The organism is Escherichia sp. MOD1-EC6300 (genome assembly GCF_002965045.1).
Classification (GTDB): Bacteria; Pseudomonadota; Gammaproteobacteria; order Enterobacterales; family Enterobacteriaceae; genus Escherichia; species Escherichia coli_F.
On sequence record NZ_PTRH01000004.1, the window covers coordinates 67,232 to 91,526 of the forward strand.

The window sequence follows — 24,295 nt, forward strand, 5'->3', positions numbered from 1 at the left end:
GAAGGTGCCTTATGATTAACCGTATCCGCGTAGTCACGCTGTTGGTAATGGTGCTGGGGGTATTCGCACTGTTACAGCTTATTTCCGGCAGTCTGTTTTTTTCTTCCCTTCACCATAGCCAGAAGAGCTTTGTGGTTTCCAATCAATTACGGGAACAGCAGGGCGAGCTGACGTCAACCTGGGATTTAATGCTGCAAACGCGCATTAACCTGAGTCGTTCAGCGGTGCGAATGATGATGGATTCCTCCAATCAACAAAGTAATGCCAAAGTTGAATTGCTCGATAGCGCCAGGAAAACATTGGCCCAGGCCGCGACTCATTATAAAAAATTCAAAAGCATGGCACCGTTACCTGAAATGGTCGCTACCAGTCGTAATATTGATGAAAAATATAAAAACTATTACACAGCGTTAACTGAACTGATTGATTATCTTGATTATGGCAATACTGGAGCTTATTTCGCTCAGCCAACCCAGGGAATGCAAAATGCAATGGGCGAAGCGTTTGCTCAGTACGCCCTCAGCAGTGAAAAACTGTATCGCGATATCGTCACTGACAACGCAGATGATTACCGATTTGCCCAGTGGCAACTGGCGGTTATCGCGCTGGTGGTGGTATTGATTCTGCTGGTGGCGTGGTATGGCATTCGCCGTATGTTGCTTACACCGCTGGCAAAAATTATTGCTCATATTCGCGAAATCGCCGGTGGTAACCTGGCGAATACCCTGACCATTGACGGGCGCAGTGAAATGGGCGACCTGGCGCAGAGCGTTTCACATATGCAACGCTCTTTGACTGACACAGTCACTCATGTCCGCGAAGGTTCAGATGCCATCTATGCCGGTACCCGTGAAATTGCGGCGGGCAACACCGATCTTTCCTCCCGTACTGAACAGCAGGCATCCGCGCTGGAAGAAACTGCCGCCAGCATGGAGCAGCTCACCGCGACAGTGAAGCAAAATGCCGATAACGCCCGCCAGGCCTCGCAACTGGCGCAAAGTGCCTCCGACACCGCCCAGCACGGCGGCAAAGTGGTGGATGGCGTAGTGAAAACGATGCATGAGATCGCCGATAGTTCGAAGAAAATTGCCGACATTATCAGCGTTATCGACGGTATTGCCTTCCAGACTAATATCCTCGCGCTGAATGCCGCGGTTGAAGCCGCGCGAGCGGGTGAACAGGGCCGTGGTTTTGCCGTGGTGGCGGGCGAAGTGCGTAATCTTGCCAGTCGTAGCGCCCAGGCGGCAAAAGAGATCAAAGCTCTCATTGAAGACTCCGTCTCGCGCGTTGATACCGGTTCGGTGCTGGTCGAAAGCGCCGGGGAAACAATGAACAATATCGTCAATGCTGTCACTCGCGTGACTGACATTATGGGCGAGATTGCATCGGCATCGGATGAACAGAGCCGTGGCATCGATCAAGTCGCATTGGCGGTTTCGGAAATGGATCGCGTCACGCAACAGAACGCATCGCTGGTGCAGGAATCAGCTGCCGCCGCAGCTGCGCTGGAAGAACAGGCAAGTCGTTTAACGCAAGCGGTTTCCGCGTTTCGTCTGGCAGCCAGCCCACTCACCAATAAACCGCAAACACCATCCCGTCCTGCTAGTGAGCAACCACCGGCACAGCCACGACTGCGAATTGCTGAACAAGATCCAAACTGGGAAACATTTTGACGAGTATTTACTAACGCGGTCATTGCCGCCTGATGGGGAGCGTTGATGTTTAATCGTATTCGAATTTCGACCACGCTGTTTTTAATTTTGATTCTCTGCGGGATCTTGCAGATTGGCAGTAACGGCATGTCTTTTTGGGCATTTCGCGACGATTTGCAACGACTGAATCAGGTCGAGCAGAGCAATCAGCAACGTGCGGCATTAGCGCAAACTCGGGCGGTAATGTTACAGGCCAGTACCGCGCTGAACAAAGCAGGCACTCTGACAGCGCTTAGCTATCCGGCGGATGACATTAAAACGTTGATGACGACGGCGCGCGCCAGTCTGACGCAATCCACCACGCTGTTTAAAAGTTTTATGGCGATGACTGCGGGCAACGAGCACGTCAGGGCATTGCAAAAAGAGACGGAGAAAAGTTTTGCCCGCTGGCACAACGATCTCGAACATCAGGCGACCTGGCTTGAAAGTAATCAACTTTCGGATTTCCTCACTGCGCCGGTGCAGGGATCACAGAATGCGTTTGACGTTAACTTTGAGGCCTGGCAGCTGGAGATCAACCATGTGCTGGAAGCCGCCAGTGCGCAAAGCCAGCGTAACTATCAGATTTCGGCGCTGGTGTTTATCAGCATGATTATTGTTGCGGCGATCTACATCAGCAGTGCGCTGTGGTGGACGCGCAAGATGATTGTTCAACCACTGGCCATTATCGGTAGCCATTTTGACAGCATTGCTGCGGGTAATCTGGCGCGTCCGATTGCGGTATATGGTCGTAATGAGATCACCGCCATTTTTGCCAGCCTGAAGACCATGCAGCAGGCTTTGCGTGGGACGGTGAGTGATGTGCGTAAGGGAAGCCAGGAGATGCACATTGGGATCGCGGAGATTGTCGCAGGCAATAACGATCTCTCAAGTCGTACCGAACAGCAGGCGGCATCGCTGGCACAAACGGCCGCCAGTATGGAGCAATTAACCGCCACGGTAGGGCAAAACGCCGATAACGCACGACAGGCGTCGGAACTGGCAAAAAATGCCGCGACAACGGCGCAGGCGGGCGGTGTTCAGGTCAGTACCATGACTCACACCATGCAGGAGATCGCCACCAGCTCGCAAAAAATTGGCGACATTATCAGCGTTATCGACGGAATTGCTTTCCAGACCAATATTCTGGCCCTGAATGCGGCAGTGGAAGCGGCTCGCGCCGGAGAGCAGGGGCGTGGTTTTGCGGTAGTGGCAGGTGAAGTGCGCAATCTTGCCAGCCGTAGCGCGCAGGCAGCAAAAGAGATCAAAGGGCTGATCGAAGAGTCAGTCAATCGTGTCCAGCAGGGTTCGAAACTGGTGAATAACGCCGCCGCGACCATGACCGATATTGTCAGTTCGGTGACCCGCGTGAACGACATTATGGGAGAAATTGCTTCGGCCTCGGAAGAACAACGGCGGGGGATTGAGCAGGTTGCGCAGGCTGTCAGCCAGATGGATCAGGTGACACAGCAGAACGCCTCGCTGGTAGAAGAAGCGGCGGTGGCAACGGAACAACTGGCGAATCAGGCCGACCATCTTTCGTCGCGTGTGGCGGTATTTACCCTTGAAGAACATGAAGTAGCACGACATGAGTCGGCGCAGTTACAAATTGCGCCAGTGGTATCCTGAAGTGATTGAGAAGGCGCTATGACTTCATCTCTGCCCTGTGGGCAAACGTCTTTATTGTTACAGATGACCGAGCGCCTGGCGCTTTCCGACGCGCATTTTCGGCGGATAAGTCAATTGATATATCAACGAGCCGGGATCGTTCTGGCTGACCATAAACGCGACATGGTTTACAACCGACTGGTTCGTCGTTTGCGTTCGCTGGGACTGACGGATTTCGGTCATTATCTGAACTTGCTGGAATCTAATCAGCACAGCGGTGAGTGGCAGGCGTTTATCAATTCGCTGACCACGAATCTGACGGCATTTTTCCGTGAGGCACATCATTTCCCTCTGCTCGCGGATCACGCACGTCGCCGTTCTGGCGAGTATCGCGTATGGAGCGCGGCGGCTTCGACCGGCGAAGAGCCGTACAGCATTGCGATGACGCTGGCTGACACATTGGGCACCGCGCCCGGACGCTGGAAAGTGTTTGCCAGTGATATCGACACCGAAGTGCTGGAAAAAGCCAGAAGCGGTATCTATCGCCATGAAGAGTTGAAAAACCTGACGCCGCAGCAACTGCAACGGTATTTCATGCGAGGGACGGGACCGCATGAAGGGCTGGTACGCGTGCGTCAGGAGCTGGCGAACTATGTTGATTTTGCCCCGCTGAATCTACTGGCGAAACAGTACACCGTGCCGGGGCCGTTTGATGCGATCTTCTGTCGTAACGTCATGATCTACTTCGATCAAACTACCCAGCAGGAGATTTTGCGCCGCTTTGTTCCGCTCCTTAAACCCGACGGATTGCTGTTTGCGGGTCACTCTGAAAACTTTAGCCACCTCGAGCGCCGCTTCACGCTGCGTGGTCAGACGGTGTATGCGCTAAGTAAGGATTAACGATGAGCAAAATCAGGGTGTTATCTGTCGATGATTCGGCACTGATGCGCCAGATCATGACAGAAATCATCAACAGCCATAGCGACATGGAAATGGTGGCGACCGCGCCTGATCCGCTGGTCGCGCGTGACTTGATTAAGAAATTCAATCCCGATGTGCTGACGCTGGATGTTGAAATGCCGCGGATGGACGGACTGGATTTCCTCGAAAAATTAATGCGTTTGCGTCCAATGCCCGTTGTGATGGTTTCTTCCCTGACCGGCAAAGGATCAGAAGTCACGCTGCGCGCGCTGGAGCTGGGGGCAATAGATTTTGTCACCAAACCGCAACTGGGTATTCGCGAAGGAATGCTGGCGTACAGCGAAATGATTGCTGAAAAGGTGCGTACAGCAGCAAAGGTGAGCCTTGCAGCACATAAGCCATTGTCGGCACCGACAACGCTGAAGGCAGGGCCGTTGTTGAGTTCTGAAAAACTGATTGCGATTGGTGCTTCAACGGGTGGAACTGAGGCAATTCGTCACGTACTGCAACCGTTGCCGCTTTCCAGCCCGGCACTGTTAATTACCCAGCATATGCCGCCCGGTTTCACCCGCTCTTTTGCCGACAGACTTAATAAGCTTTGCCAGATCGGGGTTAAAGAAGCCGAAGACGGGGAACGTGTTTTGCCGGGGCATGCCTATATTGCGCCGGGCGATCGGCATATGGAGCTGGCGCGTAGTGGCGCAAATTACCAAATCAAAATTCATGATGGCCTGGCGGTTAACCGTCATCGGCCTTCGGTAGATGTGTTGTTCCATTCTGTCGCCAAACAGGCGGGGCGTAATGCGGTTGGGGTGATCCTGACCGGTATGGGCAACGACGGCGCGGCGGGAATGTTGGCGATGCGTCAGGCGGGGGCATGGACCCTGGCGCAAAACGAAGCAAGTTGCGTGGTGTTCGGCATGCCGCGCGAGGCCATCAATATGGGTGGTGTCTGCGAAGTGGTCGATCTTAGCCAGGTAAGCCAGCAAATGTTGGCAAAAATTAGTGCCGGACAGGCGATACGTATTTAAATCAGGAGTGTGAAATGGCGGATAAAGAACTTAAATTTTTGGTTGTGGATGACTTTTCCACCATGCGACGCATAGTGCGTAACCTGCTGAAAGAGCTGGGATTCAATAATGTTGAGGAAGCGGAAGATGGCGTCGACGCTCTCAATAAGTTGCAGGCAGGCGGTTATGGATTTGTTATCTCCGACTGGAACATGCCCAACATGGATGGCCTGGAATTGCTGAAAACGATTCGTGCGGATGGCGCGATGTCGGCATTGCCAGTGTTAATGGTGACTGCAGAAGCGAAGAAAGAGAACATCATTGCTGCGGCGCAAGCGGGGGCCAGTGGCTATGTGGTGAAGCCATTTACCGCCGCGACGCTGGAGGAAAAACTCAACAAAATCTTTGAGAAACTGGGCATGTGAGGATGCGACTATGATGCAACCATCAATCAAACCTGCTGACGAGCATTCAGCTGGCGATATCATTGCGCGCATCGGCAGCCTGACGCGTATGCTGCGCGACAGTTTGCGGGAACTGGGGCTGGATCAGGCCATTGCCGAAGCGGCGGAAGCCATCCCGGATGCGCGCGATCGTTTGTACTATGTTGTGCAGATGACCGCCCAGGCTGCGGAGCGGGCGCTGAACAGTGTTGAGGCGTCACAACCGCATCAGGATCAAATGGAGAAATCAGCAAAAGCGTTAACCCAACGTTGGGATGACTGGTTTGCCGATCCGATTGACCTTGCCGACGCCCGTGAATTGGTAACAGATACGCGACAATTTCTGGCAGATGTACCCGCGCATACCAGCTTTACTAACGCGCAACTGCTGGAAATCATGATGGCGCAGGATTTTCAGGATCTCACCGGGCAGGTCATTAAGCGGATGATGGATGTCATTCAGGAGATCGAACGCCAGTTGCTGATGGTGCTGTTGGAAAACATCCCGGAACAGGAGTCGCGTCCAAAGCGTGAAAATCAGAGTTTGCTTAATGGACCTCAGGTCGATACCAGCAAAGCCGGTGTGGTAGCCAGTCAGGATCAGGTGGACGATTTGTTGGATAGTCTTGGATTTTGATTTGTATTGCCTGATGTGGCGTGACCACGTCATATCAGGCGGTCTGATAAGGCGATGACGCCGCATCCGACAAACGCACACTATGCTTGATGTGTGGCAGCAAAAGCCCTAAATCCCGCCTGTTTTGCCCCTTACTCAAACCATTGAACGCTTTGCGCTCTGGCATCATTTACGCTTAATACTCTTTCCAGGATTGGCGACGTGTCTGACGAGAGCGACGACAAAACAGAAGCCCCCACTCCTCACCGACTAGAAAAAGCGCGGGAAGAGGGGCAAATCCCGCGTTCCCGTGAACTGACCTCACTGCTGATTTTGCTGGTGGGCGTTAGTGTTATCTGGTTTGGCGGTGTGTCGCTGGCCCGTCGATTGTCGGGCATGCTCTCCGCTGGGCTGCATTTTGATCACAGTATTATCAATGACCCGAATCTGATCCTCGGGCAGATTATTCTGCTGATCAGAGAAGCCATGCTGGCGCTGCTGCCACTGATTAGCGGCGTGGTGCTGGTGGCGCTCATTTCTCCGGTCATGCTGGGAGGGCTGGTATTTAGCGGCAAATCCTTGCAGCCGAAGTTTTCCAAACTCAACCCGCTACCGGGCATAAAACGGATGTTCTCGGCACAGACTGGCGCGGAGTTGCTTAAAGCAATTTTGAAAACCATCCTGGTTGGCAGCGTGACGGGGTTTTTTCTCTGGCATCACTGGCCGCAGATGATGCGCTTAATGGCCGAGTCTCCGATTACCGCCATGGGTAATGCGATGGATTTGGTAGGGCTATGCGCACTGCTGGTGGTGCTTGGTGTCATTCCAATGGTGGGATTTGACGTCTTTTTCCAAATCTTCAGCCACCTGAAAAAGCTGCGAATGTCGCGGCAGGATATTCGTGATGAGTTCAAACAAAGCGAAGGCGACCCCCATGTTAAAGGGCGGATCCGTCAGATGCAGCGAGCTGCCGCACGGCGTCGGATGATGGCCGATGTGCCGAAAGCGGATGTCATTGTCAATAACCCGACCCACTATTCGGTAGCGTTGCAGTATGACGAAAACAAAATGAGCGCACCGAAAGTGGTCGCTAAAGGTGCAGGGCTGGTCGCGCTGCGCATTCGTGAAATTGGCGCTGAAAATAACGTCCCGACGCTTGAAGCGCCGCCGCTGGCGCGAGCGCTGTATCGACATGCGGAGATTGGTCAACAAATCCCGGGTCAACTGTACGCCGCGGTGGCGGAAGTGCTGGCCTGGGTCTGGCAACTGAAACGCTGGCGTCTGGCTGGTGGACAGCGCCCTGTACAACCTACTCATCTTCCGGTGCCGGAAGCCCTGGATTTTATTAACGAGAAACCGACCCATGAGTAATCTGGCCGCGATGCTGCGCCTGCCCGCAAACCTGAAATCGACACAATGGCAGATCCTTGCCGGACCGATTTTGATCCTGTTGATCTTGTCGATGATGGTGCTGCCACTGCCCGCATTCATACTCGACCTGTTGTTTACCTTCAATATTGCCTTGTCGATCATGGTGTTGCTGGTGGCGATGTTTACCCAGCGCACGCTTGAGTTTGCTGCGTTTCCGACCATTCTGTTGTTTACCACGCTGTTGCGTCTGGCACTTAACGTGGCTTCAACCCGTATCATTTTAATGGAAGGGCATACCGGCGCAGCGGCGGCAGGGAAGGTGGTTGAAGCGTTCGGTCACTTCCTCGTTGGTGGCAATTTCGCTATCGGTATCGTGGTGTTTGTCATTCTCGTGATCATCAACTTTATGGTCATTACCAAAGGTGCCGGGCGTATCGCAGAAGTGGGTGCGCGCTTTGTTCTCGATGGTATGCCGGGTAAGCAGATGGCGATTGACGCCGACCTTAACGCCGGATTGATTGGTGAAGATGAGGCGAAAAAACGCCGCTCCGAAGTGACTCAGGAAGCCGATTTTTACGGCTCAATGGACGGGGCAAGTAAGTTTGTTCGCGGCGATGCCATCGCCGGGATCCTCATCATGGTCATTAACGTTGTCGGCGGATTGCTGGTCGGTGTGCTGCAACATGGCATGAGCATGGGACATGCGGCGGAAAGTTATACGCTATTGACCATTGGTGACGGTCTGGTAGCACAAATTCCGGCGCTGGTGATTTCTACCGCCGCGGGGGTTATCGTTACGCGCGTCAGCACTGATCAGGATGTTGGCGAACAGATGGTGAATCAGCTTTTCAGTAACCCGAGCGTTATGTTGTTAAGCGCCGCCGTGCTCGGTTTACTCGGCCTGGTGCCTGGAATGCCGAACCTGGTATTTTTGCTGTTCACTGCCGGATTACTGGGGCTGGCCTGGTGGATCCGCGGACGCGAACAAAAAGCGCCTGCCGAACCAAAACCGGTAAAAATGGCAGAGAATAATGCCGTTGTCGAAGCAACGTGGAACGATGTTCAACTGGAAGATTCTCTGGGAATGGAAGTGGGTTATCGCCTGATCCCGATGGTCGATTTTCAGCAGGATGGTGAACTACTGGGTCGTATTCGCAGTATTCGCAAGAAATTTGCTCAGGAAATGGGCTTTCTGCCGCCGGTAGTACACATTCGCGACAATATGGATCTGCAACCTGCCCGCTACCGTATTTTGATGAAAGGCGTGGAGATAGGCAGTGGTGATGCATATCCGGGGCGCTGGTTGGCAATAAACCCAGGTACCGCAGCTGGAACGTTACCAGGAGAGGCGACCGTCGATCCGGCGTTTGGTCTGAATGCTATCTGGATTGAAAGTGCGCTAAAAGAACAGGCGCAGATTCAAGGTTATACCGTGGTTGAGGCCAGCACGGTGGTGGCTACGCATCTTAACCACCTCATAAGCCAGCATGCCGCAGAGCTGTTTGGTCGTCAGGAGGCGCAACAGCTGCTGGATCGTGTCGCTCAGGAGATGCCAAAGCTGACGGAAGATCTCGTTCCTGGCGTCGTCACGCTCACCACACTGCATAAAGTGCTGCAAAATCTCCTCGATGAAAAAGTCCCGATTCGCGATATGCGCACTATTCTCGAAACGCTGGCGGAACATGCGCCCATCCAAAGCGATCCACATGAATTAACCGCCGTCGTGCGCGTGGCGTTAGGACGGGCTATAACCCAGCAGTGGTTTCCTGGCAAAGATGAAGTCCATGTTATTGGCCTCGATACACCGCTGGAACGTTTGTTACTACAGGCCTTGCAGGGTGGGGGCGGACTGGAGCCTGGGCTGGCGGATCGTTTACTGGCACAAACTCAGGAAGCGCTATCCCGTCAGGAGATGCTGGGTGCGCCGCCAGTATTATTGGTGAACCACGCGCTGCGACCATTATTGTCTCGCTTCCTGCGTCGCAGCCTGCCGCAGTTAGTGGTGCTGTCGAATCTGGAACTATCAGATAACCGACATATCCGTATGACGGCGACGATTGGCGGCAAATAATGAGAGCCTTATTAGCAATATTATTGTTTCCGCTGCTGGCGCAAGCCGCCGGGGAGGGGATGTGGCAGGCGAGCAGTGTGGGCGTTACGTTGAATCACCGTGGTGAATCGATGTCGTCAGCGCCTCTTTCTTCGCGACAACCTGCATCAGGATTGATGACGCTGGTTGCGTGGCGTTATCAGCTTATCGGCCCAACTCCCGTAGGGCTGCGGGTTCGCTTGTGTTCACAATCTCGTTGTGTCGAATTAGAGGGGCAGAGCGGAACCACCGTGGCCTTTTCCGGTATACCGGCGGCAGAACCGTTGCGATTTATCTGGGAAGTGCCTGGCGGCGGGCGGTTAATTCCGCCGCTAAAAGTACAACGTAATGAAGTGATTGTGAATTATCGCTGAAGGACAAATAAAAATTACGCGCTCGCGGCATGTTTAATAACTCAGTGAAAAAGGCTCGATGTTTTGTTGCAATTATTTATCAGGAATAGCTTGCAACAAAACATGCCAAAAATATGTGAATTATCCTCTTGTCAAAGGGCTTGGATAAAAATCTTCAGAGTTACGGTATAACTGCAACTGGCGAGTTCGCGTATTGGTCTGTATGATCATACATGAGAGCCATTCTGATTCAGAATAAGGGGCACTTAAATCCTGAACGTCTTCATTTGAAAGGATTAATTCACATTCTTTGTCCCTAAAATCCAGCCAGGCTCGTTGTGATTTTTTAAGCAAGTTAAGTTGTTCGGTATCAGGTTTTTTGACACCTGTGCGTGGTACTTGTTCTATATAACGATAAGCTTCACCATAAGCTTTATTTAATTGCGCATCGACGAGATTGTATTCTTGTCGCAGGCATGATTTGATCACGTTAATGTCAGTATCATCATCTGAATTTTTTTGCCAACAATCTTTGATGGCTGAAATGTCATGGTCATTGACTATAACCGTATCTTCTGCGTAAGCCTGGCAAGAGATAATGCCTAATGTTAATACAAGAAATTTAAACACTGCGGTATTCCTTAAATTCAACCGTTATCGTTTCCCTGGGGCCGGATATTACGCTTCTGGCCTCTTATCCAACAGTGAGAAAACAGTGGCATGTCCATTTTCAGAATACATTTAGATGGCAATAAAAAAGCCTGATCAGGTAACCCTGATCAGGCTTCACTCTCACGAAAAATCGATTACATACGCTCTACTGTCTCAATACCCAGCGTATCCAGGCCCAGCTTCAGCGTCTTCGCCGTCAGTTGTGCCAGTTTCAGACGACTGTTACGCACTTCTTCGTTTTCTGCGCTGAGGATCGGGCAGTGCTCGTAGAAGCCAGAGAACAGACCGGCCAGATCGTACAGGTAAGCACACATCACGTGCGGCGTGCCTTCACGGGCAACCACAGTGAGGGTTTCTTCAAACTGCAGCAGGCGAGCTGCCAGTTGTGCCTCACGATCTTCACGGATGATTACCGGGGCTGCAGCCAGTTGCTCTTCGTCAATTTCTGCTTTACGGAACACGGACAATACACGCGTGTAAGCATACTGCATGTATGGCGCGGTATTACCCTCAAACGCCAGCATGTTGTCCCAGTCGAAGATGTAGTCAGTGGTACGGTTTTTGGAGAGATCTGCGTATTTAACCGCACCAATACCAACCGCATTAGCCAGTTTTTCCAGCTCATCGGCTGGCATATCCGGGTTCTTCTCTGCCACCAGACGGCGTGCGCGTTCCAGGGCTTCATCCAGCAAATCGGCCAGTTTCACCGTACCGCCAGCACGCGTTTTGAACGGTTTGCCGTCTTTGCCCAGCATCATGCCGAACATATGATGTTCCAGCGGTACGGATTCCGGCACATAGCCTGCTTTACGGACGATCGCCCACGCCTGCATCAGGTGTTGATGCTGGCGGGAGTCGATGTAATACAGCACGCGATCGGCATGCAATGTTTCATAACGATATTTTGCACAGGCGATATCAGTGGTGGTGTAGAGATAGCCGCCATCTTTCTTCTGAATGATCACGCCCATCGGTTCGCCTTCCTTGTTTTTGAACTCATCAAGGAATACGACGGTTGCGCCTTCGCTTTCTACAGCCAGACCTTTGGCTTTGAGATCAGCCACGATACCCGGCAGCATCGGGTTGTACAGGCTTTCGCCCATCACGTCATCACGGGTCAGCGTCACGTTCAGACGATCGTAGGTGATCTGGTTCTGCGTCATGGTGATGTCGACCAGTTTGCGCCACATCTCACGGAAGTATTCGTCACCGCTTTGCAGTTTTACCACGTAGTTACGTGCACGCTCAGCGAACGCTTCATCTTCATCGTAATGCTTTTTCGCATCGCGGTAGAAACCTTCAAGATCAGCCAGCTCCATTTCACCGGCATTTTCCTGCTGCTGCTTTTCCAGCCATGCAATCAGCATACCGAACTGAGTGCCCCAGTCGCCGACGTGGTTTGCGCGAATCACTTTGTGACCGAGGAACTCCAGAGTACGCACTGCTGCGTCGCCAATAATGGTAGAGCGCAGGTGACCGACGTGCATCTCTTTCGCCACGTTTGGCGCAGAGTAGTCAACCACAATGGTCTGTTTTTCTGGCGTAGCAACACCGAGACGATCGGACGCCAGCGCCTGCTGAACATGTTCAGCCAGGAATGCCGGATCAAGGAAAATGTTGATAAAGCCTGGTCCGGCGATCTCAACCTTGCTGGCGATACCGTTAAGATCCAGATGAGTCAGCACCTGCTCTGCTAATTGTCGCGGTGCCATACCCAGTTTTTTAGCAACTGCCATCATGCCGTTAGCCTGATAGTCGCCGAACTGAACTTTTGCTGACTGACGAACCTGCGGTTCGCAATCCGCAGGCGCGCCTGCCGCAATCATGGCCTGACGGACTTTTTCTGAGAGAAGAGCCTGAATATTCACCGGAATACCTTACATTGATGAAGCGAGCAAAAATTGCCCGCACCAGTTAGAGAAATTAGGGCGGGAGTATACTGCAAATGGCTGTTTTCGTCAGCAACGTGCGCGTGGCGTATTGCCGTTTTCACCATTGCATCAGAAGTGGCGTGAAATCAGCGGTTGGTTGGCGCAGGGCAACAGGGTAAATTAACGCTTTTACTGAAAGACGAAGAGTGATTATGGCGAACTGGCAATCTATCGACGAGCTGCAGGATATTGCATCGGATTTACCGCGATTTACCCACGCATTAGATGAACTTTCCCGCTGTCTGGGGTTGGATATCACTCCACTGACTGCCGATCACATTTCTTTGCGTTGCCATCAAAACGTTACCGCTGAACGCTGGCGTCATGGGTTTGAACAGTGCGGCGAGCTTTTGTCAGAAAATATGATCAATGGCAGGCCGATTTGTCTGTTTAAATTGCATGAACCGGTACAGGTTGCGCACTGGCAGTTTTCAATTGTAGAGCTACCGTGGCCTGGGGAAAAACGTTACCCGCACGAAGGTTGGGAACATATTGAAATCGTTCTGCCAGGTGATCCTGAAACGTTGAATGCCCGTGCGCTGGCATTGCTTTCTGATGAAGGACTCAGCCTTCCGGGGATCTCAGTTAAAACCAGTTCGCCAAAAGGTGAGCATGAGCGATTACCGAATCCGACGCTGGCGGTCACCGATGGCAAAACGACCATTAAATTTCATCCGTGGTCCATTGAAGAGATCGTTGCCAGCGAGCAGTCGGCGTAATTAAGGAGCAAAAATGGCATTACTGGAAATTTGCTGTTACAGCATGGAATGCGCGCTAACGGCGCAGCAAAACGGCGCAGACAGAGTTGAATTATGCGCAGCCCCAAAAGAGGGGGGCTTAACGCCGTCGTTGGGGGTATTGAAATCCGTGCGCCAGCGGGTGACGATCCCTGTGCATCCAATTATTCGCCCACGCGGTGGTGATTTTTGCTACAGCGACGGTGAGTTTGCCGCCATTCTTGAGGATGTGCGCACAGTCCGCGAATTAGGTTTTCCTGGACTGGTGACGGGCGTTCTCGATGTTGACGGGAATGTCGATATGCCACGAATGGAAAAAATAATGGCTGTTGCCGGTCCGCTGGCAGTGACTTTTCATCGCGCCTTCGATATGTGCGCTAACCCTTTAAATACACTCAATAATCTTGCGGAATTGGGCGTTGCTCGGGTACTGACATCAGGGCAAAAATCAGACGCACTGCAAGGTTTATCAAAAATTATGGAACTTATTGCCCATGGTGATGCTCCAATCATTATGGCCGGAGCAGGAGTCCGTGCAGAAAACCTGCACCACTTCCTCGATGCCGGAGTGCTGGAAGTCCATAGCTCCGCGGGAGCGTGGCAAGCCTCACCAATGCGTTATCGTAATCAAGGATTGTCCATGTCATCAGATGCACACGCGGACGAGTATTCGCGTTATGTCGTAGACGGGGCGGCGGTTGCTGAAATGAAAGGAATCATTGAACGCCGTCAGGCCAAATGATTTTTACCGTTGCATCATGTCGCCCAATATGATGCTTGCTCGTACCAGGCCCCTGCAATTTCAACAGGGGCCTTTTTTTATCCCCGAGAAGTATAAAAAACGAACGATTTCTGTGATCAGTTGAGCGCGTGACAGTGCGCATAGCGTTGTGCTAAAAATTTTTATATATTCATATTAATTATGTAATTTAAATTACTAAAACTGACAAATATATATTCTAAATAACAACTGGGTTATTCCTTAGCAATTAATGATTACATTGTAATAAATCATATTCTTTATCGATTATTTCAGGCAGTGTTGTGCCGAATTATGCAAGCGGTCAATTCGTTGTATATTTAATTATACAATGATTTCGGTGTTCTGGAATTAATTAGAGGAATCTATGCGAGGGAAAAAACGCATTGGGTTATTATTTTTGCTGATAACGGTTGTGGTTGGTGGCGGCGGGTTATTACTGGCGCAAAAAGCCTTACATAAAACGTCGGATACCGCATTTTGCCTTTCCTGCCACTCAATGAGTAAACCTTTTGAGGAATATCAGGGAACTGTCCATTTTTCTAACCAGAAAGGGATACGTGCGGAATGTGCCGATTGCCATATTCCAAAGTCAGGGGTGGATTATTTATTTGCTAAATTAAAAGCTTCTAAAGATATTTATCATGAATTTGTTAGCGGCAAAATAGACAGTGACGATAAGTTCGAAGCGCATCGTCAGGAAATGGCCGAAACAGTATGGAAAGAATTAAAAGCAACTGATTCTGCAACGTGTCGTAGTTGCCATTCTTTTGATGCCATGGATATTGCCTCGCAAAGTGAATCTGCGCAGAAAATGCATAACAAAGCGCTAAAGGACGGCGAAACCTGTATCGATTGTCATAAAGGCATTGCCCATTTTCCACCAGAAATAAAAATGGATGACAACGCGGCGCATGAGCTGGAAAGTCAGGCCGCTACTTCAGTTACCAATGGCGCACATATTTATCCTTTCAAAACTTCTCGCATAGGCGAGCTGGCTACCGTGAATCCTGGTACCGATCTCACCGTCGTTGATGCCAGTGGCAAACAGCCGATCGTTCTGTTGCAGGGTTATCAAATGCAGGGCAGTGAAAACACGCTCTACCTGGCCGCAGGTCAACGGCTGGCGCTGGCCACATTAAGTGAAGAAGGTATCAAGGCGCTAAGGGTAAACGGGAAATGGCAGGCTGATGAATACGGCAATCAATGGCGTCAGGCGTCTTTACAGGGTGTGCTTACCGATCCCGCATTAGCGGACCGTAAACCGCTATGGCAATACGCTGAAAAACTTGACGATACCTATTGTGCTGGTTGCCATGCACCTATCGCCGCTGACCATTACACCGTCAATGCATGGCCGTCCATTGCCAAAGGAATGGGTGCGCGAACCAGCATGAGCGAAAACGAACTGGACATTTTGACGCGGTACTTCCAGTACAACGCCAAAGATATTACCGAGAAACAGTGATCCTCGTTGATCAGGGAGGAAGTTATGACATTAACAAGACGTGAATTTATTAAACACAGCGGTATTGCCGCTGGGGCGCTGGTGGTGACATCGGCTGCACCGTTACCCGCATGGGCAGAAGAGAAGGGCGGCAAAATCCTCACCGCAGGCCGTTGGGGAGCGATGAACGTAGAAGTGAAGGACGGCAAGATTGTTTCTTCAACAGGCGCGCTGGCGAAAACCATACCAAACTCCTTACAGTCTACAGCGGCGGATCAGGTACATACAACGGCGCGTATTCAGCATCCGATGGTGAGAAAAAGCTATCTCGATAATCCACTACAACCGGCGAAAGGTCGTGGCGAAGATACCTATGTACAGGTGAGCTGGGAACAAGCATTAAAACTGATTCATGGGCAACACGATCGTATTCGTAAAGCTAACGGACCATCGGCCATTTTTGCCGGATCTTACGGCTGGCGCTCTTCTGGCGTGTTACATAAAGCGCAAACCTTACTGCAACGTTATATGAATCTTGCGGGCGGTTATTCAGGGCATAGCGGCGATTATTCAACCGGGGCGGCACAGGTAATCATGCCGCACGTGGTGGGTTCCGTGGAGGTGTATGAACAGCAGACCTCCTGGCCACTGATTCTGGAAAACAGTCAGGTGGTGGTGTTGTGGGGGATGAACCCGCTGAATACCTTAAAAATTGCCTGGAGCAGTACCGATGAGCAAGGGCTGGAATACTTCCATCAGCTGAAAAAATCTGGCAAACCAGTGATTGCTATCGACCCTATTCGTTCCGAAACTATTGAGATCTTTGGCGACAATGCTACCTGGATCGCGCCAAATATGGGCACCGACGTGGCGCTGATGTTGGGGATTGCACATACCCTGATGACACTAGGCAAACACGATAAAGTGTTCCTTGAAAAATACACCACCGGGTATCCGCAGTTTGAAGAGTATCTGACAGGTAAGAGCGATAATACGCCGAAGAGCGCGGCCTGGGCGGCGGAAATTAGTGGCGTACCGGAAGCGCAGATAGTCAAACTCGCTGAACTGATGGCGGCAAATCGCACAATGCTGATGGCAGGCTGGGGAATTCAGCGCCAGCAATATGGTGAACAGAAACACTGGATGTTGGTGACTCTGGCGGCGATGTTAGGGCAGATAGGTACACCGGGCGGCGGTTTTGGTTTCTCTTATCATTACTCCAACGGCGGCAACCCGACGCGTGTTGGCGGCGTGCTGCCCGAAATGTCTGCGGCTATAGCCGGACAGGCCAGCGAGGAAGCTGATGATGGCGGAATGACGGCGATTCCTGTCGCCCGTATTGTTGATGCGCTGGAAAATCCTGGCGGCAAATATCAGCATAACGGTAAAGAACAAACGTATCCGAATATCAAAATGATCTGGTGGGCGGGTGGCGGTAACTTTACCCATCACCAGGATACTAATCGTCTGATTAAAGCATGGCAGAAACCGGAGATGATCGTCGTTTCTGAATGCTACTGGACCGCAGCTGCTAAACATGCAGATATCGTATTACCGATCACCACATCGTTTGAGCGCAATGACTTGACGATGACCGGTGATTACAGCAACCAGCATATTGTACCGATGAAGCAGGCTGTCGCTCCGCAATTTGAAGCGCGTAACGATTTTGATGTGTTTGCCGATCTTGCTGAATTACTCAAACCTGGCGGAAAAGAGATCTATACCGAAGGTAGAGATGAAATGGCGTGGCTGAAATTTTTCTATGATGCCGCTCAGAAAGGTGCGCGTGCGCAACGCGTGACTATGCCGATGTTTAATGCTTTCTGGCAGCAAAATAAACTGATCGAAATGCGCCGCAGCGAGAAGAACGAACAGTACGTTCGTTATGCTGATTTCCGCGCCGATCCAGTGAAAAACGCGCTGGGTACGCCAAGCGGCAAAATTGAGATCTACTCTAAAACGCTGGAAAAATTTGGCTATAAGGATTGTCCGGCACACCCAACCTGGCTTGCGCCTGATGAGTGGAAGGGTACCGCCGACGAGAAGCAGTTGCAGCTTCTGACCGCGCATCCGGCACACCGTTTACACAGTCAGCTTAACTATGCTGAGCTGCGTAAAAAATATGCGGTTGCCGATCGTGAACCGATCACTATTCACACCGAAGATGCTGCTCGCTTTGGTATTGCGAATGGCGATCTGGTGCGTGTCTGGAACAAACGTGGTCAGATTCTGACAGGCGCAGTGGTGACTGACGGGATCAAAAAAGGCGTGGTATGCGTGCATGAAGGTGCATGGCCAGATCTGGAAAATGGCTTGTGTAAAAACGGCAGTGCGAACGTGTTAACGGCGGATATCCCCAGCTCTCAGCTGGCAAATGCCTGTGCCGGTAACTCTGCGCTGGTGTATATCGAAAAATATACGGGCAATGCACCGAAGTTAACGGCGTTTGATCAGCCAGCTGTTCAGGCATAAGACGTGAAAAGCGCCCGGAAACGGGCGCTAAATTTTTACGGCTTACGCGCAATCAACACCGCGCGTTTAGGTGCCGGATAACCTTCCACCGTTTTACTCGGATCATGTGGATTAAGAAAATCGGCCAGCGATTCGGTGACCATCCATTCGGTGCGTCGCTGCTCTTCGGTCGTGGTAACGCTCACATCCGCAATGCGGATATCAACAAAACCACACTTCTTCAGCCAGTTTTTCAACGCCAGGGCTGACGGGATGAAATAAACATTACGCATTTGCGCGTAACGATCGCCTGGCACCAGGACGGTATTTTCATCGCCATCAATAACCAGTGTTTCCAGCACCAGTTCACCTTCATTCACCAGTTGATCTTTTAACTGCCAGAGATGCTCCAGCGGTGAACGACGATGATAAAGTACGCCCATCGAAAAGACGGTATCAAAGGCTTTCAGTGCCGGAAGTTGTTCAATACCTAACGGCAGCAGATGCGCGCGCTGATCGTTACCCAGCAGTTTACGCACCGCTTCAAACTGGCAAAGAAACAGTTGCGTAGGGTCGATCCCCACCGCGAGGTGCGCACCTGCGCCAATCATGCGCCACATGTGATAACCGCTGCCGCAGCCGACATCAAGAATGGTGCGCCCGGTTAAATCAGAAAGATGGGGCAGAACACGATCCCATTTCCAGTCAGAACGCCATTCGGTATCGATGTTCACGCCATACAGTGAAAACGGCCCTTTGCGCCACGGCATAAGGTTGCGCATCAGTGTTTCAATGCGCTTAATCTGCCCGGCGCTCAGTGGCTCTTCGCTTTCTGCCGTCACGCTATGTAGTAAATCAAGACGATACGGTTTAATTTCAGGCAGAAATTCCACCGCATTGGACCACTGTTTAAACAGACCGTGCTGCTGTTCGCGCTGCCAGCTGGCAATCTGCGCGGGCAGCGTTTCCAGCCAGTGTGAAAGATGATTTTTGGCAATCAGAGAATAAAAGTTACCAAAGTCGATCATGCAGCGTCCTCTGCTTTTAATGCCACCAGTGAACCAAAGTTAAAGCACTGGAACCATAGCTCGCTATGTTCAAAACCGGCTTGATGCAGGCGAGCTTTATGTGTTTCCACGGAATCGGTCAGCATCACATTTTCCAGCATGCTGCGCTTCTGGCTGATCTCCAGTTCGCTGTAACCGTTGGCACGTTTAAAGTCGTGGTGCATGTTGAACAGCAGTTCACCAACTTTGGCATCTTCGAAACTGAATTTTTCTGAAAGCACCAGCGCGCCGCCCGGATTCAGCCCTTGATAAATTTTATCCAGTAACGCCTGACGTTCTGAAGGTTCCAGGAATTGCAGGGTAAAATTCAGCACAACCATCGATGCGTTTTCAATGGTGATATCGCGAATATCACCTTCAATAACGTCTACTGGCGTAGGGGCTTTATAAGCGTCAATATGACGACGGCAGCGTTCAATCATCGCCGGAGAGTTGTCGATGGCGATAATTTTGCAATTATCATGATGAATATTGCGACGCACAGAGAGCGTCGCCGCGCCCAGAGAACAACCCAGATCGTAAACCTGCGTACCAGGTTGAACGAAGCGTTCGGCTAACATACCAATCATGGAAATAATATTGGAGTAGCCGGGAACGGAACGCTGGATCATATCCGGGAAGACTTCGGCTACCCGTTCATCAAAGGTCCAGTCGCCAAGTCTGGCGATAGGGGCAGAAAATAGCGTGTCGCGGTGAGACATAACGTAAAAATCCGGGAAAAAGAAAGTGGCGTATTGTGCGCTAACGCAGGGAGAAAACCAACTCCCAGGGCATATACCAAAGATTCGCCAGCACCATCAGCAACAGCGCACACCAGGTGGCGCTCATGCCAGAACGTCGCCAGCGGAACAGACGGTGATGAAAACCGTAATAATGCATCAGACGACCAGCAAGCAAAACGATGCCGCAAATATGCACCATCCAGGTTTCGGCGCCATTCATTTCCATAAACAGCATCAACACAATCGCGATGGGAATATACTCCACCGCGTTACCATGAATGCGAATAGCGCTTTGCAGTTCGCTAAAACCGCCGTCACCATAGGCAACGCGGTACTGCATACGCAGGCGAACGACATCAAAAGAGAACTTCATTAATAACAACGCACTTAAAACGGCATACAGCGCGCTTACCATACAAACTCCCTTTAAAATGGCCGATGGCACCTGTCTATGATAGGTGGCAAATTCAGAAAAGAGAAGATTGCTGTGGAATAGCCGGAACTGCTCCGATCTCTGGAAGTGTTTTACGTAAGCCTTCCCACAGGGTATGTACCAGTTCCGGTGCCTGGGCAATATCTGGCGTATGTAAAAAAAGATAAGGCGTAGTGGTCTGATGCCACTGCGCTAATTTTTGTAACCAAACCTGAAACAACTCTCGGTTTTGCGTCATATCATCACTACCGATAAAACGGATCAGCGGATTTGTCGCCGTCAGCACAGCATGTACGGGAACTTTAGGTTTTTTCCGTTGAGCGTCGCGAATAGCTTCACTGTGTGGGCGTGCTGCATGAACCGGGCGGCTGTCTAAAATCACCCGATTAACGCCGCGCTGATGTAAACCGCGATTAAGTGTTTGTTCCTCTTCCCCTTTGGCGAAAAACTGTGGATGGCGGACTTCCACACCATAATTAAACTCGCCGGGAAGAGAGTCGAGAAAATGCCAAAGCGCAGGCAGATCCCGTGGGCCAAATGTGGCAGGCAGTTGCAGCCAGTATTGCCCAATGCGCGGAGCCAGCGGTGACAAGCGAGTCAAAAATTCAGTTACTAAATCATCGCAATGCCGTAATGCTGCCTGATGCGAAATGGTCGCCGGAAACTTAAAACAGAAGCGAAAATTATCTGTGGTCTGCTCACGCCAGCGCAGGACAACCTCGGATTTCGGCAGGGCGTAAAGCGTGGTGTTGCCCTCCACACAGTTAAAGTGGCGGGCATACTCTTCAAGGCTGGTGATCCCCAACCGCACCCATTTAGGATGCGACCATTGCGGCAGACCGATGTAAATCATAATGCGTTGAGGATCTCTTCCACACTGCGCACACGGGCGATGCGTGGGTAGATATGGTTGATGCTGTTATTGTGCTGCTCGGCGCTGGCGGCGCTGCAGGCGTCTTCGGCAATCACCAGATTAAAACCGAGTTCCCAGGCATTGCGGGCGGTGGATTCAACACCGATATTGGTCGAGATCCCACATAATACTATTGTATCGATACCCCGGCGGCGTAATTGCAACTCCAGATCCGTACCGTAAAACGCACCCCATTGACGTTTGATGATTTCGATATCGCTGTCGGTTGCACCTAATGCAGCAGGATGTTGCCACCAGTTTTCGGGCAACACTTTAGCGGGGGAGGGGGCATCAACCGGCTGTTTTAATGCTTCGGCGTAATCGGTAGACCAACCAACGCGCACCAGAAACACGGGCTGACCGTTCGCGCGAAATTTCGCCGCCAGCTTCCCTGCTCGATTAACCACCTCATCGGCAGTATGAGGACCACCGGCAAAAGGTAAGATGCCTTCTTGTAAGTCAATTACCACCAGCGCAGTGGTTTTAGCATTCAGTTCAAGCATGTTGTCTCCTGATAAAACAAAATCGTGCCTTTCACCTTAATGCGATTAGCCGATGGCGGAACGACAAATTTTGTTAATTTTTATGAGTTCGGGCAACACCTTTATAGCAAACTGGCGTAGAGTCTGATTTCAGGCCCGATATAAAGTGGTAACGAGGCGTTCCAGCGCGGGCCAGGCTCTTACGGTGCGGCAGAATTTCCAGTATAATAGCCGCCTTTTTTCATTCAGTTGTGACATACAGCTAACGCTGCGACTTGGTCACCTGCGCAGCAGGGGGCATCCGCCGGCAGCTAAGTTAAGGGATATCTCATGCGTACAGAATATTGTGGACAGCTCCGTTTGTCCCACGTGGGGCAGCAGGTGACTCTGTGTGGTTGGGTCAACCGTCGTCGTGATCTTGGTAGCCTGATCTTCATCGATATGCGCGACCGCGAAGGTATCGTGCAGGTATTTTTCGATCCGGATCGTGCGGACGCGTTAAAGCTGGCCTCTGAACTGCGTAATGAGTTCTGCATTCAGGTCACGGGCACCGTACGTGCGCGTGACGAAAAAAATATCAACCGCGATATGGCGACCGGCGAAATCGAAGTGCTGGCCTCCTCGCTGACCATCATCAACCGCGCAGACGTTCTGCCGCTTGACTCTAACCACGTCAACACCGAAGAAGCGCGACTGAAATACCGCTACCTCGACCTGCGTCGTCCGGAAATGGCTCAGCGCCTGAAAACCCGCGCTAAAATCACCAGCCTGGTGCGCCGTTTTATGGACGACCACGGCTTCCTTGACATCGAAACTCCGATGCTGACCAAAGCCACGCCGGAAGGCGCACGTGACTACCTGGTGCCTTCTCGTGTGCACAAAGGGAAATTCTACGCACTGCCGCAGTCTCCGCAGCTGTTCAAACAGCTGCTGATGATGTCTGGTTTTGACCGCTACTATCAGATTGTAAAATGCTTCCGTGACGAAGACCTGCGTGCTGATCGTCAGCCTGAATTCACCCAGATCGATGTGGAAACCTCTTTCATGACCGCGCCGCAAGTGCGTGAAGTGATGGAAGCGCTGGTACGCCATTTGTGGCTGGAAGTGAAGGGCGTGGATCTGGGCGATTTCCCGGTAATGACCTTTGCAGAAGCAGAACGCCGTTATGGTTCTGATAAACCGGATCTGCGTAACCCGATGGAACTGACTGACGTTGCCGATCTGCTGAAATCCGTTGAGTTCGCGGTATTCGCAGGTCCGGCGAACGATCCGAAAGGCCGCGTTGCTGCTCTGCGTGTTCCGGGTGGCGCATCGCTGACCCGTAAGCAGATCGACGAATACGGTAACTTCGTTAAAATCTACGGCGCGAAAGGTCTGGCGTACATCAAAGTTAACGAACGTGCGAAAGGTCTGGAAGGTATCAACAGCCCGGTAGCGAAGTTCCTCAACGCTGAAATCATCGAAGCCATCCTGGATCGTACTGCCGCGCAAGATGGCGATATGATTTTCTTCGGTGCCGATAACAAGAAAATTGTTGCCGACGCGATGGGCGCATTGCGTCTGAAAGTGGGTAAAGACCTTGGTCTGACCGACGAAAGCAAATGGGCACCGCTGTGGGTTATCGACTTCCCGATGTTTGAAGACGACGGTGAAGGCGGCCTGACGGCAATGCACCATCCGTTCACCTCACCGAAAGACATGACGGCGGCAGAGTTGAAAGCTGCACCGGAAAATGCGGTGGCGAACGCTTACGATATGGTCATCAATGGTTACGAAGTGGGCGGTGGTTCTGTGCGTATCCATAATGGTGATATGCAGCAGACGGTGTTTGGCATTCTGGGGATCAACGAAGAGGAACAGCGCGAGAAATTCGGCTTCCTGCTCGACGCCCTGAAATACGGTACTCCGCCGCACGCAGGTCTGGCATTCGGTCTTGACCGTCTGACCATGCTGCTGACCGGTACCGACAACATCCGTGACGTTATCGCCTTCCCGAAAACCACGGCGGCAGCGTGTCTGATGACCGAAGCGCCAAGCTTTGCTAACCCGACTGCTCTGTCCGAGCTGAGCATTCAGGTTGTGAAGAAGGCAGAGAATAATTGATATGACTTATAAGCGTCCCGTTTCTATTCTGGTGGTTATTTATGCGCAAGATACGAAACGGGTGCTGATGTTACAGCGGCGTGATGATCCCGATTTCTGGCAGTCGGTAACCGGCAGTGTGGAAGAGGGGGAAACCGCGCCGCAAGCCGCCATGCGCGAAGTAAAGGAAGAGGTCACCATTGATGTTGTCGCTGAACAACTGACCTTAATTGACTGTCAGCGCACGGTGGAGTTTGAAATTTTTTCACATTTACGTCATCGCTATGCGCCGGGCGTAACGCGTAATACGGAATCTTGGTTCTGTCTTGCACTCCCGCACGAGCGCCAGATCGTTTTCACTGAACATCTGGCCTACAAGTGGCTTGATGCGCATGCTGCGGCGGCGCTCACTAAGTCATGGAGCAACCGGCAGGCGATTGAACAGTTTGTAATTAACGCTGCCTGAACAGGCAGGGCTACCTGGAGATATTTT

Annotated in this window: 23 protein-coding genes; 16 read left to right on the forward strand and 7 right to left on the reverse strand. The window is 51.6% G+C overall.

Annotated elements, in window-relative coordinates; genetic code table 11:
- Positions 1 to 11 precede the first annotated feature (11 nt).
- From tar to flhE, 9 genes are all read left to right on the forward strand, one after another.
- Positions 12 to 1,673, forward strand: a complete 1,662-nt coding sequence (gene tar / locus BGE37_RS07585; protein WP_001297437.1) for a methyl-accepting chemotaxis protein II — start codon at positions 12 to 14, stop codon at positions 1,671 to 1,673.
- A 45-nt stretch (positions 1,674 to 1,718) separates the two neighbouring features.
- Positions 1,719 to 3,320, forward strand: a complete 1,602-nt coding sequence (tap, locus tag BGE37_RS07590; RefSeq protein WP_000483225.1) for a methyl-accepting chemotaxis protein IV — start codon at positions 1,719 to 1,721, stop codon at positions 3,318 to 3,320.
- An 18-nt stretch (positions 3,321 to 3,338) separates the two neighbouring features.
- Positions 3,339 to 4,199: a protein-glutamate O-methyltransferase CheR gene (gene cheR / locus BGE37_RS07595; RefSeq protein WP_000204337.1), complete on the forward strand. Its 861-nt coding sequence runs from the start codon at positions 3,339 to 3,341 to the stop codon at positions 4,197 to 4,199.
- Positions 4,200 to 4,201: 2 nt separating this feature from the next.
- Positions 4,202 to 5,251 carry a protein-glutamate methylesterase/protein glutamine deamidase gene (cheB, locus tag BGE37_RS07600; protein ID WP_021577606.1) on the forward strand — a complete coding sequence of 350 codons (1,050 nt, stop codon included), beginning with the start codon at positions 4,202 to 4,204 and terminating at the stop codon, positions 5,249 to 5,251.
- A gap of 14 nt (positions 5,252 to 5,265) precedes the next feature.
- Complete coding sequence (gene cheY / locus BGE37_RS07605; RefSeq protein WP_000763867.1) at positions 5,266 to 5,655, forward strand: chemotaxis response regulator CheY; 390 nt, start codon at positions 5,266 to 5,268, stop codon at positions 5,653 to 5,655.
- Positions 5,656 to 5,665: 10 nt separating this feature from the next.
- On the forward strand, positions 5,666 to 6,310 hold the full coding sequence (gene cheZ, locus BGE37_RS07610) for a protein phosphatase CheZ (RefSeq protein ID WP_000983609.1): 645 nt from the start codon (positions 5,666 to 5,668) through the stop codon (positions 6,308 to 6,310).
- A gap of 201 nt (positions 6,311 to 6,511) precedes the next feature.
- Positions 6,512 to 7,660, forward strand: coding sequence for a flagellar biosynthesis protein FlhB (gene flhB, locus BGE37_RS07615; protein WP_001278954.1), 1,149 nt, complete (start codon positions 6,512 to 6,514; stop codon positions 7,658 to 7,660).
- Entirely contained in the window at positions 7,653 to 9,731 is a 2,079-nt protein-coding gene (gene flhA, locus BGE37_RS07620; protein ID WP_000066967.1) for a flagellar biosynthesis protein FlhA, read from the forward strand. Before flhB ends, flhA begins: the two co-directional genes overlap by 8 nt.
- Positions 9,731 to 10,123: a flagellar protein FlhE gene (gene flhE / locus BGE37_RS07625; RefSeq protein WP_001202066.1), complete on the forward strand. Its 393-nt coding sequence runs from the start codon at positions 9,731 to 9,733 to the stop codon at positions 10,121 to 10,123. The genes flhA and flhE overlap by 1 nt, the downstream gene beginning before the upstream one ends.
- Before the next feature lie 120 nt (positions 10,124 to 10,243).
- Here the strand turns inward: flhE and BGE37_RS07630 are convergent, their stop codons facing one another.
- Entirely contained in the window at positions 10,244 to 10,732 is a 489-nt protein-coding gene (locus tag BGE37_RS07630; RefSeq protein WP_001370468.1) for a lysozyme inhibitor LprI family protein, read from the reverse strand.
- A gap of 90 nt (positions 10,733 to 10,822) precedes the next feature.
- Here BGE37_RS07630 and yecV point away from each other — a divergent pair, with 90 nt between their 5' ends.
- Complete coding sequence (gene yecV, locus BGE37_RS25560) at positions 10,823 to 10,867, forward strand: protein YecV (RefSeq protein WP_211180499.1); 45 nt, start codon at positions 10,823 to 10,825, stop codon at positions 10,865 to 10,867.
- Between the two features lie 41 nt (positions 10,868 to 10,908).
- Here the strand turns inward: yecV and argS are convergent, their stop codons facing one another.
- On the reverse strand, positions 10,909 to 12,642 hold the full coding sequence (argS, locus tag BGE37_RS07635) for an arginine--tRNA ligase (RefSeq protein WP_001025314.1): 1,734 nt from the start codon (positions 12,640 to 12,642) through the stop codon (positions 10,909 to 10,911).
- Between the two features lie 215 nt (positions 12,643 to 12,857).
- On the opposite strand from argS, the gene BGE37_RS07645 reads away from it, so the two are divergent.
- The 4 genes from BGE37_RS07645 to torZ all read left to right on the forward strand — a co-directional run bounded on the left by BGE37_RS07645 (position 12,858) and on the right by torZ (position 18,124).
- Positions 12,858 to 13,424 carry a VOC family protein gene (locus BGE37_RS07645; protein WP_105287909.1) on the forward strand — a complete coding sequence of 189 codons (567 nt, stop codon included), beginning with the start codon at positions 12,858 to 12,860 and terminating at the stop codon, positions 13,422 to 13,424.
- Positions 13,425 to 13,437: 13 nt separating this feature from the next.
- Positions 13,438 to 14,184 (forward strand): copper homeostasis protein CutC, encoded by a 747-nt coding sequence (cutC, locus tag BGE37_RS07650; protein WP_001185745.1) that lies wholly within the window; start codon positions 13,438 to 13,440, stop codon positions 14,182 to 14,184.
- Positions 14,185 to 14,569: 385 nt separating this feature from the next.
- Complete coding sequence (locus BGE37_RS07655) at positions 14,570 to 15,670, forward strand: NapC/NirT family cytochrome c (protein WP_105287910.1); 1,101 nt, start codon at positions 14,570 to 14,572, stop codon at positions 15,668 to 15,670.
- A 24-nt stretch (positions 15,671 to 15,694) separates the two neighbouring features.
- Positions 15,695 to 18,124, forward strand: coding sequence for a trimethylamine N-oxide reductase TorZ (gene torZ / locus BGE37_RS07660; protein ID WP_105287911.1), 2,430 nt, complete (start codon positions 15,695 to 15,697; stop codon positions 18,122 to 18,124).
- A gap of 35 nt (positions 18,125 to 18,159) precedes the next feature.
- Here torZ and cmoB read toward each other — a convergent pair whose 3' ends face one another.
- The 5 genes from cmoB to BGE37_RS07685 are packed head-to-tail and all read right to left on the reverse strand — an operon-like array spanning position 18,160 to position 21,741.
- Positions 18,160 to 19,131 carry a tRNA 5-methoxyuridine(34)/uridine 5-oxyacetic acid(34) synthase CmoB gene (cmoB, locus tag BGE37_RS07665; protein WP_105287912.1) on the reverse strand — a complete coding sequence of 324 codons (972 nt, stop codon included), beginning with the start codon at positions 19,129 to 19,131 and terminating at the stop codon, positions 18,160 to 18,162.
- Entirely contained in the window at positions 19,128 to 19,871 is a 744-nt protein-coding gene (cmoA, locus tag BGE37_RS07670) for a carboxy-S-adenosyl-L-methionine synthase CmoA (protein ID WP_000019597.1), read from the reverse strand. The genes cmoB and cmoA overlap by 4 nt, the downstream gene beginning before the upstream one ends.
- A gap of 40 nt (positions 19,872 to 19,911) precedes the next feature.
- Positions 19,912 to 20,307, reverse strand: a complete 396-nt coding sequence (locus BGE37_RS07675) for an MAPEG family protein (RefSeq protein WP_000252980.1) — start codon at positions 20,305 to 20,307, stop codon at positions 19,912 to 19,914.
- A 52-nt stretch (positions 20,308 to 20,359) separates the two neighbouring features.
- Positions 20,360 to 21,178 (reverse strand): DUF72 domain-containing protein, encoded by an 819-nt coding sequence (locus BGE37_RS07680; protein ID WP_000639288.1) that lies wholly within the window; start codon positions 21,176 to 21,178, stop codon positions 20,360 to 20,362.
- Positions 21,175 to 21,741: a hydrolase gene (locus BGE37_RS07685; protein ID WP_032184429.1), complete on the reverse strand. Its 567-nt coding sequence runs from the start codon at positions 21,739 to 21,741 to the stop codon at positions 21,175 to 21,177. Before BGE37_RS07685 ends, BGE37_RS07680 begins: the two co-directional genes overlap by 4 nt.
- A 309-nt stretch (positions 21,742 to 22,050) precedes the next feature.
- Between BGE37_RS07685 and aspS the strand changes: the two genes are divergently transcribed.
- A complete protein-coding gene (gene aspS, locus BGE37_RS07690) occupies positions 22,051 to 23,823 on the forward strand; it encodes an aspartate--tRNA ligase (protein ID WP_001258663.1) in 1,773 nt (590 codons plus the stop codon).
- The gene (gene nudB / locus BGE37_RS07695) at positions 23,816 to 24,268 is read left to right on the forward strand and encodes a dihydroneopterin triphosphate diphosphatase (RefSeq protein WP_077626310.1); all 453 of its coding nucleotides are present in this window, start codon (positions 23,816 to 23,818) and stop codon (positions 24,266 to 24,268) included. Before aspS ends, nudB begins: the two co-directional genes overlap by 8 nt.
- Positions 24,269 to 24,295: the final 27 nt, after the last annotated feature.

Bases quoted from the DNA above. Each gene is read 5' to 3' on its own strand.
- BGE37_RS07655 (WP_105287910.1), top strand. From the start codon at position 14,570: ATGCGAGGGAAAAAACGCATTGGGTTATTATTTTTGCTGATAACGGTT.
- BGE37_RS07645 (WP_105287909.1), top strand. From the start codon at position 12,858: ATGGCGAACTGGCAATCTATCGACGAGCTGCAGGATATTGCATCGGAT.
- BGE37_RS07680 (WP_000639288.1), bottom strand. From the start codon at position 21,178: ATGATTTACATCGGTCTGCCGCAATGGTCGCATCCTAAATGGGTGCGG.
- aspS (WP_001258663.1), top strand. From the start codon at position 22,051: ATGCGTACAGAATATTGTGGACAGCTCCGTTTGTCCCACGTGGGGCAG.
- cheZ (WP_000983609.1), top strand. From the start codon at position 5,666: ATGATGCAACCATCAATCAAACCTGCTGACGAGCATTCAGCTGGCGAT.
- cheR (WP_000204337.1), top strand. From the start codon at position 3,339: ATGACTTCATCTCTGCCCTGTGGGCAAACGTCTTTATTGTTACAGATG.
- BGE37_RS07685 (WP_032184429.1), bottom strand. From the start codon at position 21,741: ATGCTTGAACTGAATGCTAAAACCACTGCGCTGGTGGTAATTGACTTA.
- cutC (WP_001185745.1), top strand. From the start codon at position 13,438: ATGGCATTACTGGAAATTTGCTGTTACAGCATGGAATGCGCGCTAACG.
- cheB (WP_021577606.1), top strand. From the start codon at position 4,202: ATGAGCAAAATCAGGGTGTTATCTGTCGATGATTCGGCACTGATGCGC.
- cmoB (WP_105287912.1), bottom strand. From the start codon at position 19,131: ATGATCGACTTTGGTAACTTTTATTCTCTGATTGCCAAAAATCATCTT.
- tap (WP_000483225.1), top strand. From the start codon at position 1,719: ATGTTTAATCGTATTCGAATTTCGACCACGCTGTTTTTAATTTTGATT.
- flhE (WP_001202066.1), top strand. From the start codon at position 9,731: ATGAGAGCCTTATTAGCAATATTATTGTTTCCGCTGCTGGCGCAAGCC.
- torZ (WP_105287911.1), top strand. From the start codon at position 15,695: ATGACATTAACAAGACGTGAATTTATTAAACACAGCGGTATTGCCGCT.
- tar (WP_001297437.1), top strand. From the start codon at position 12: ATGATTAACCGTATCCGCGTAGTCACGCTGTTGGTAATGGTGCTGGGG.
- cheY (WP_000763867.1), top strand. From the start codon at position 5,266: ATGGCGGATAAAGAACTTAAATTTTTGGTTGTGGATGACTTTTCCACC.
- flhA (WP_000066967.1), top strand. From the start codon at position 7,653: ATGAGTAATCTGGCCGCGATGCTGCGCCTGCCCGCAAACCTGAAATCG.
- cmoA (WP_000019597.1), bottom strand. From the start codon at position 19,871: ATGTCTCACCGCGACACGCTATTTTCTGCCCCTATCGCCAGACTTGGC.
- BGE37_RS07675 (WP_000252980.1), bottom strand. From the start codon at position 20,307: ATGGTAAGCGCGCTGTATGCCGTTTTAAGTGCGTTGTTATTAATGAAG.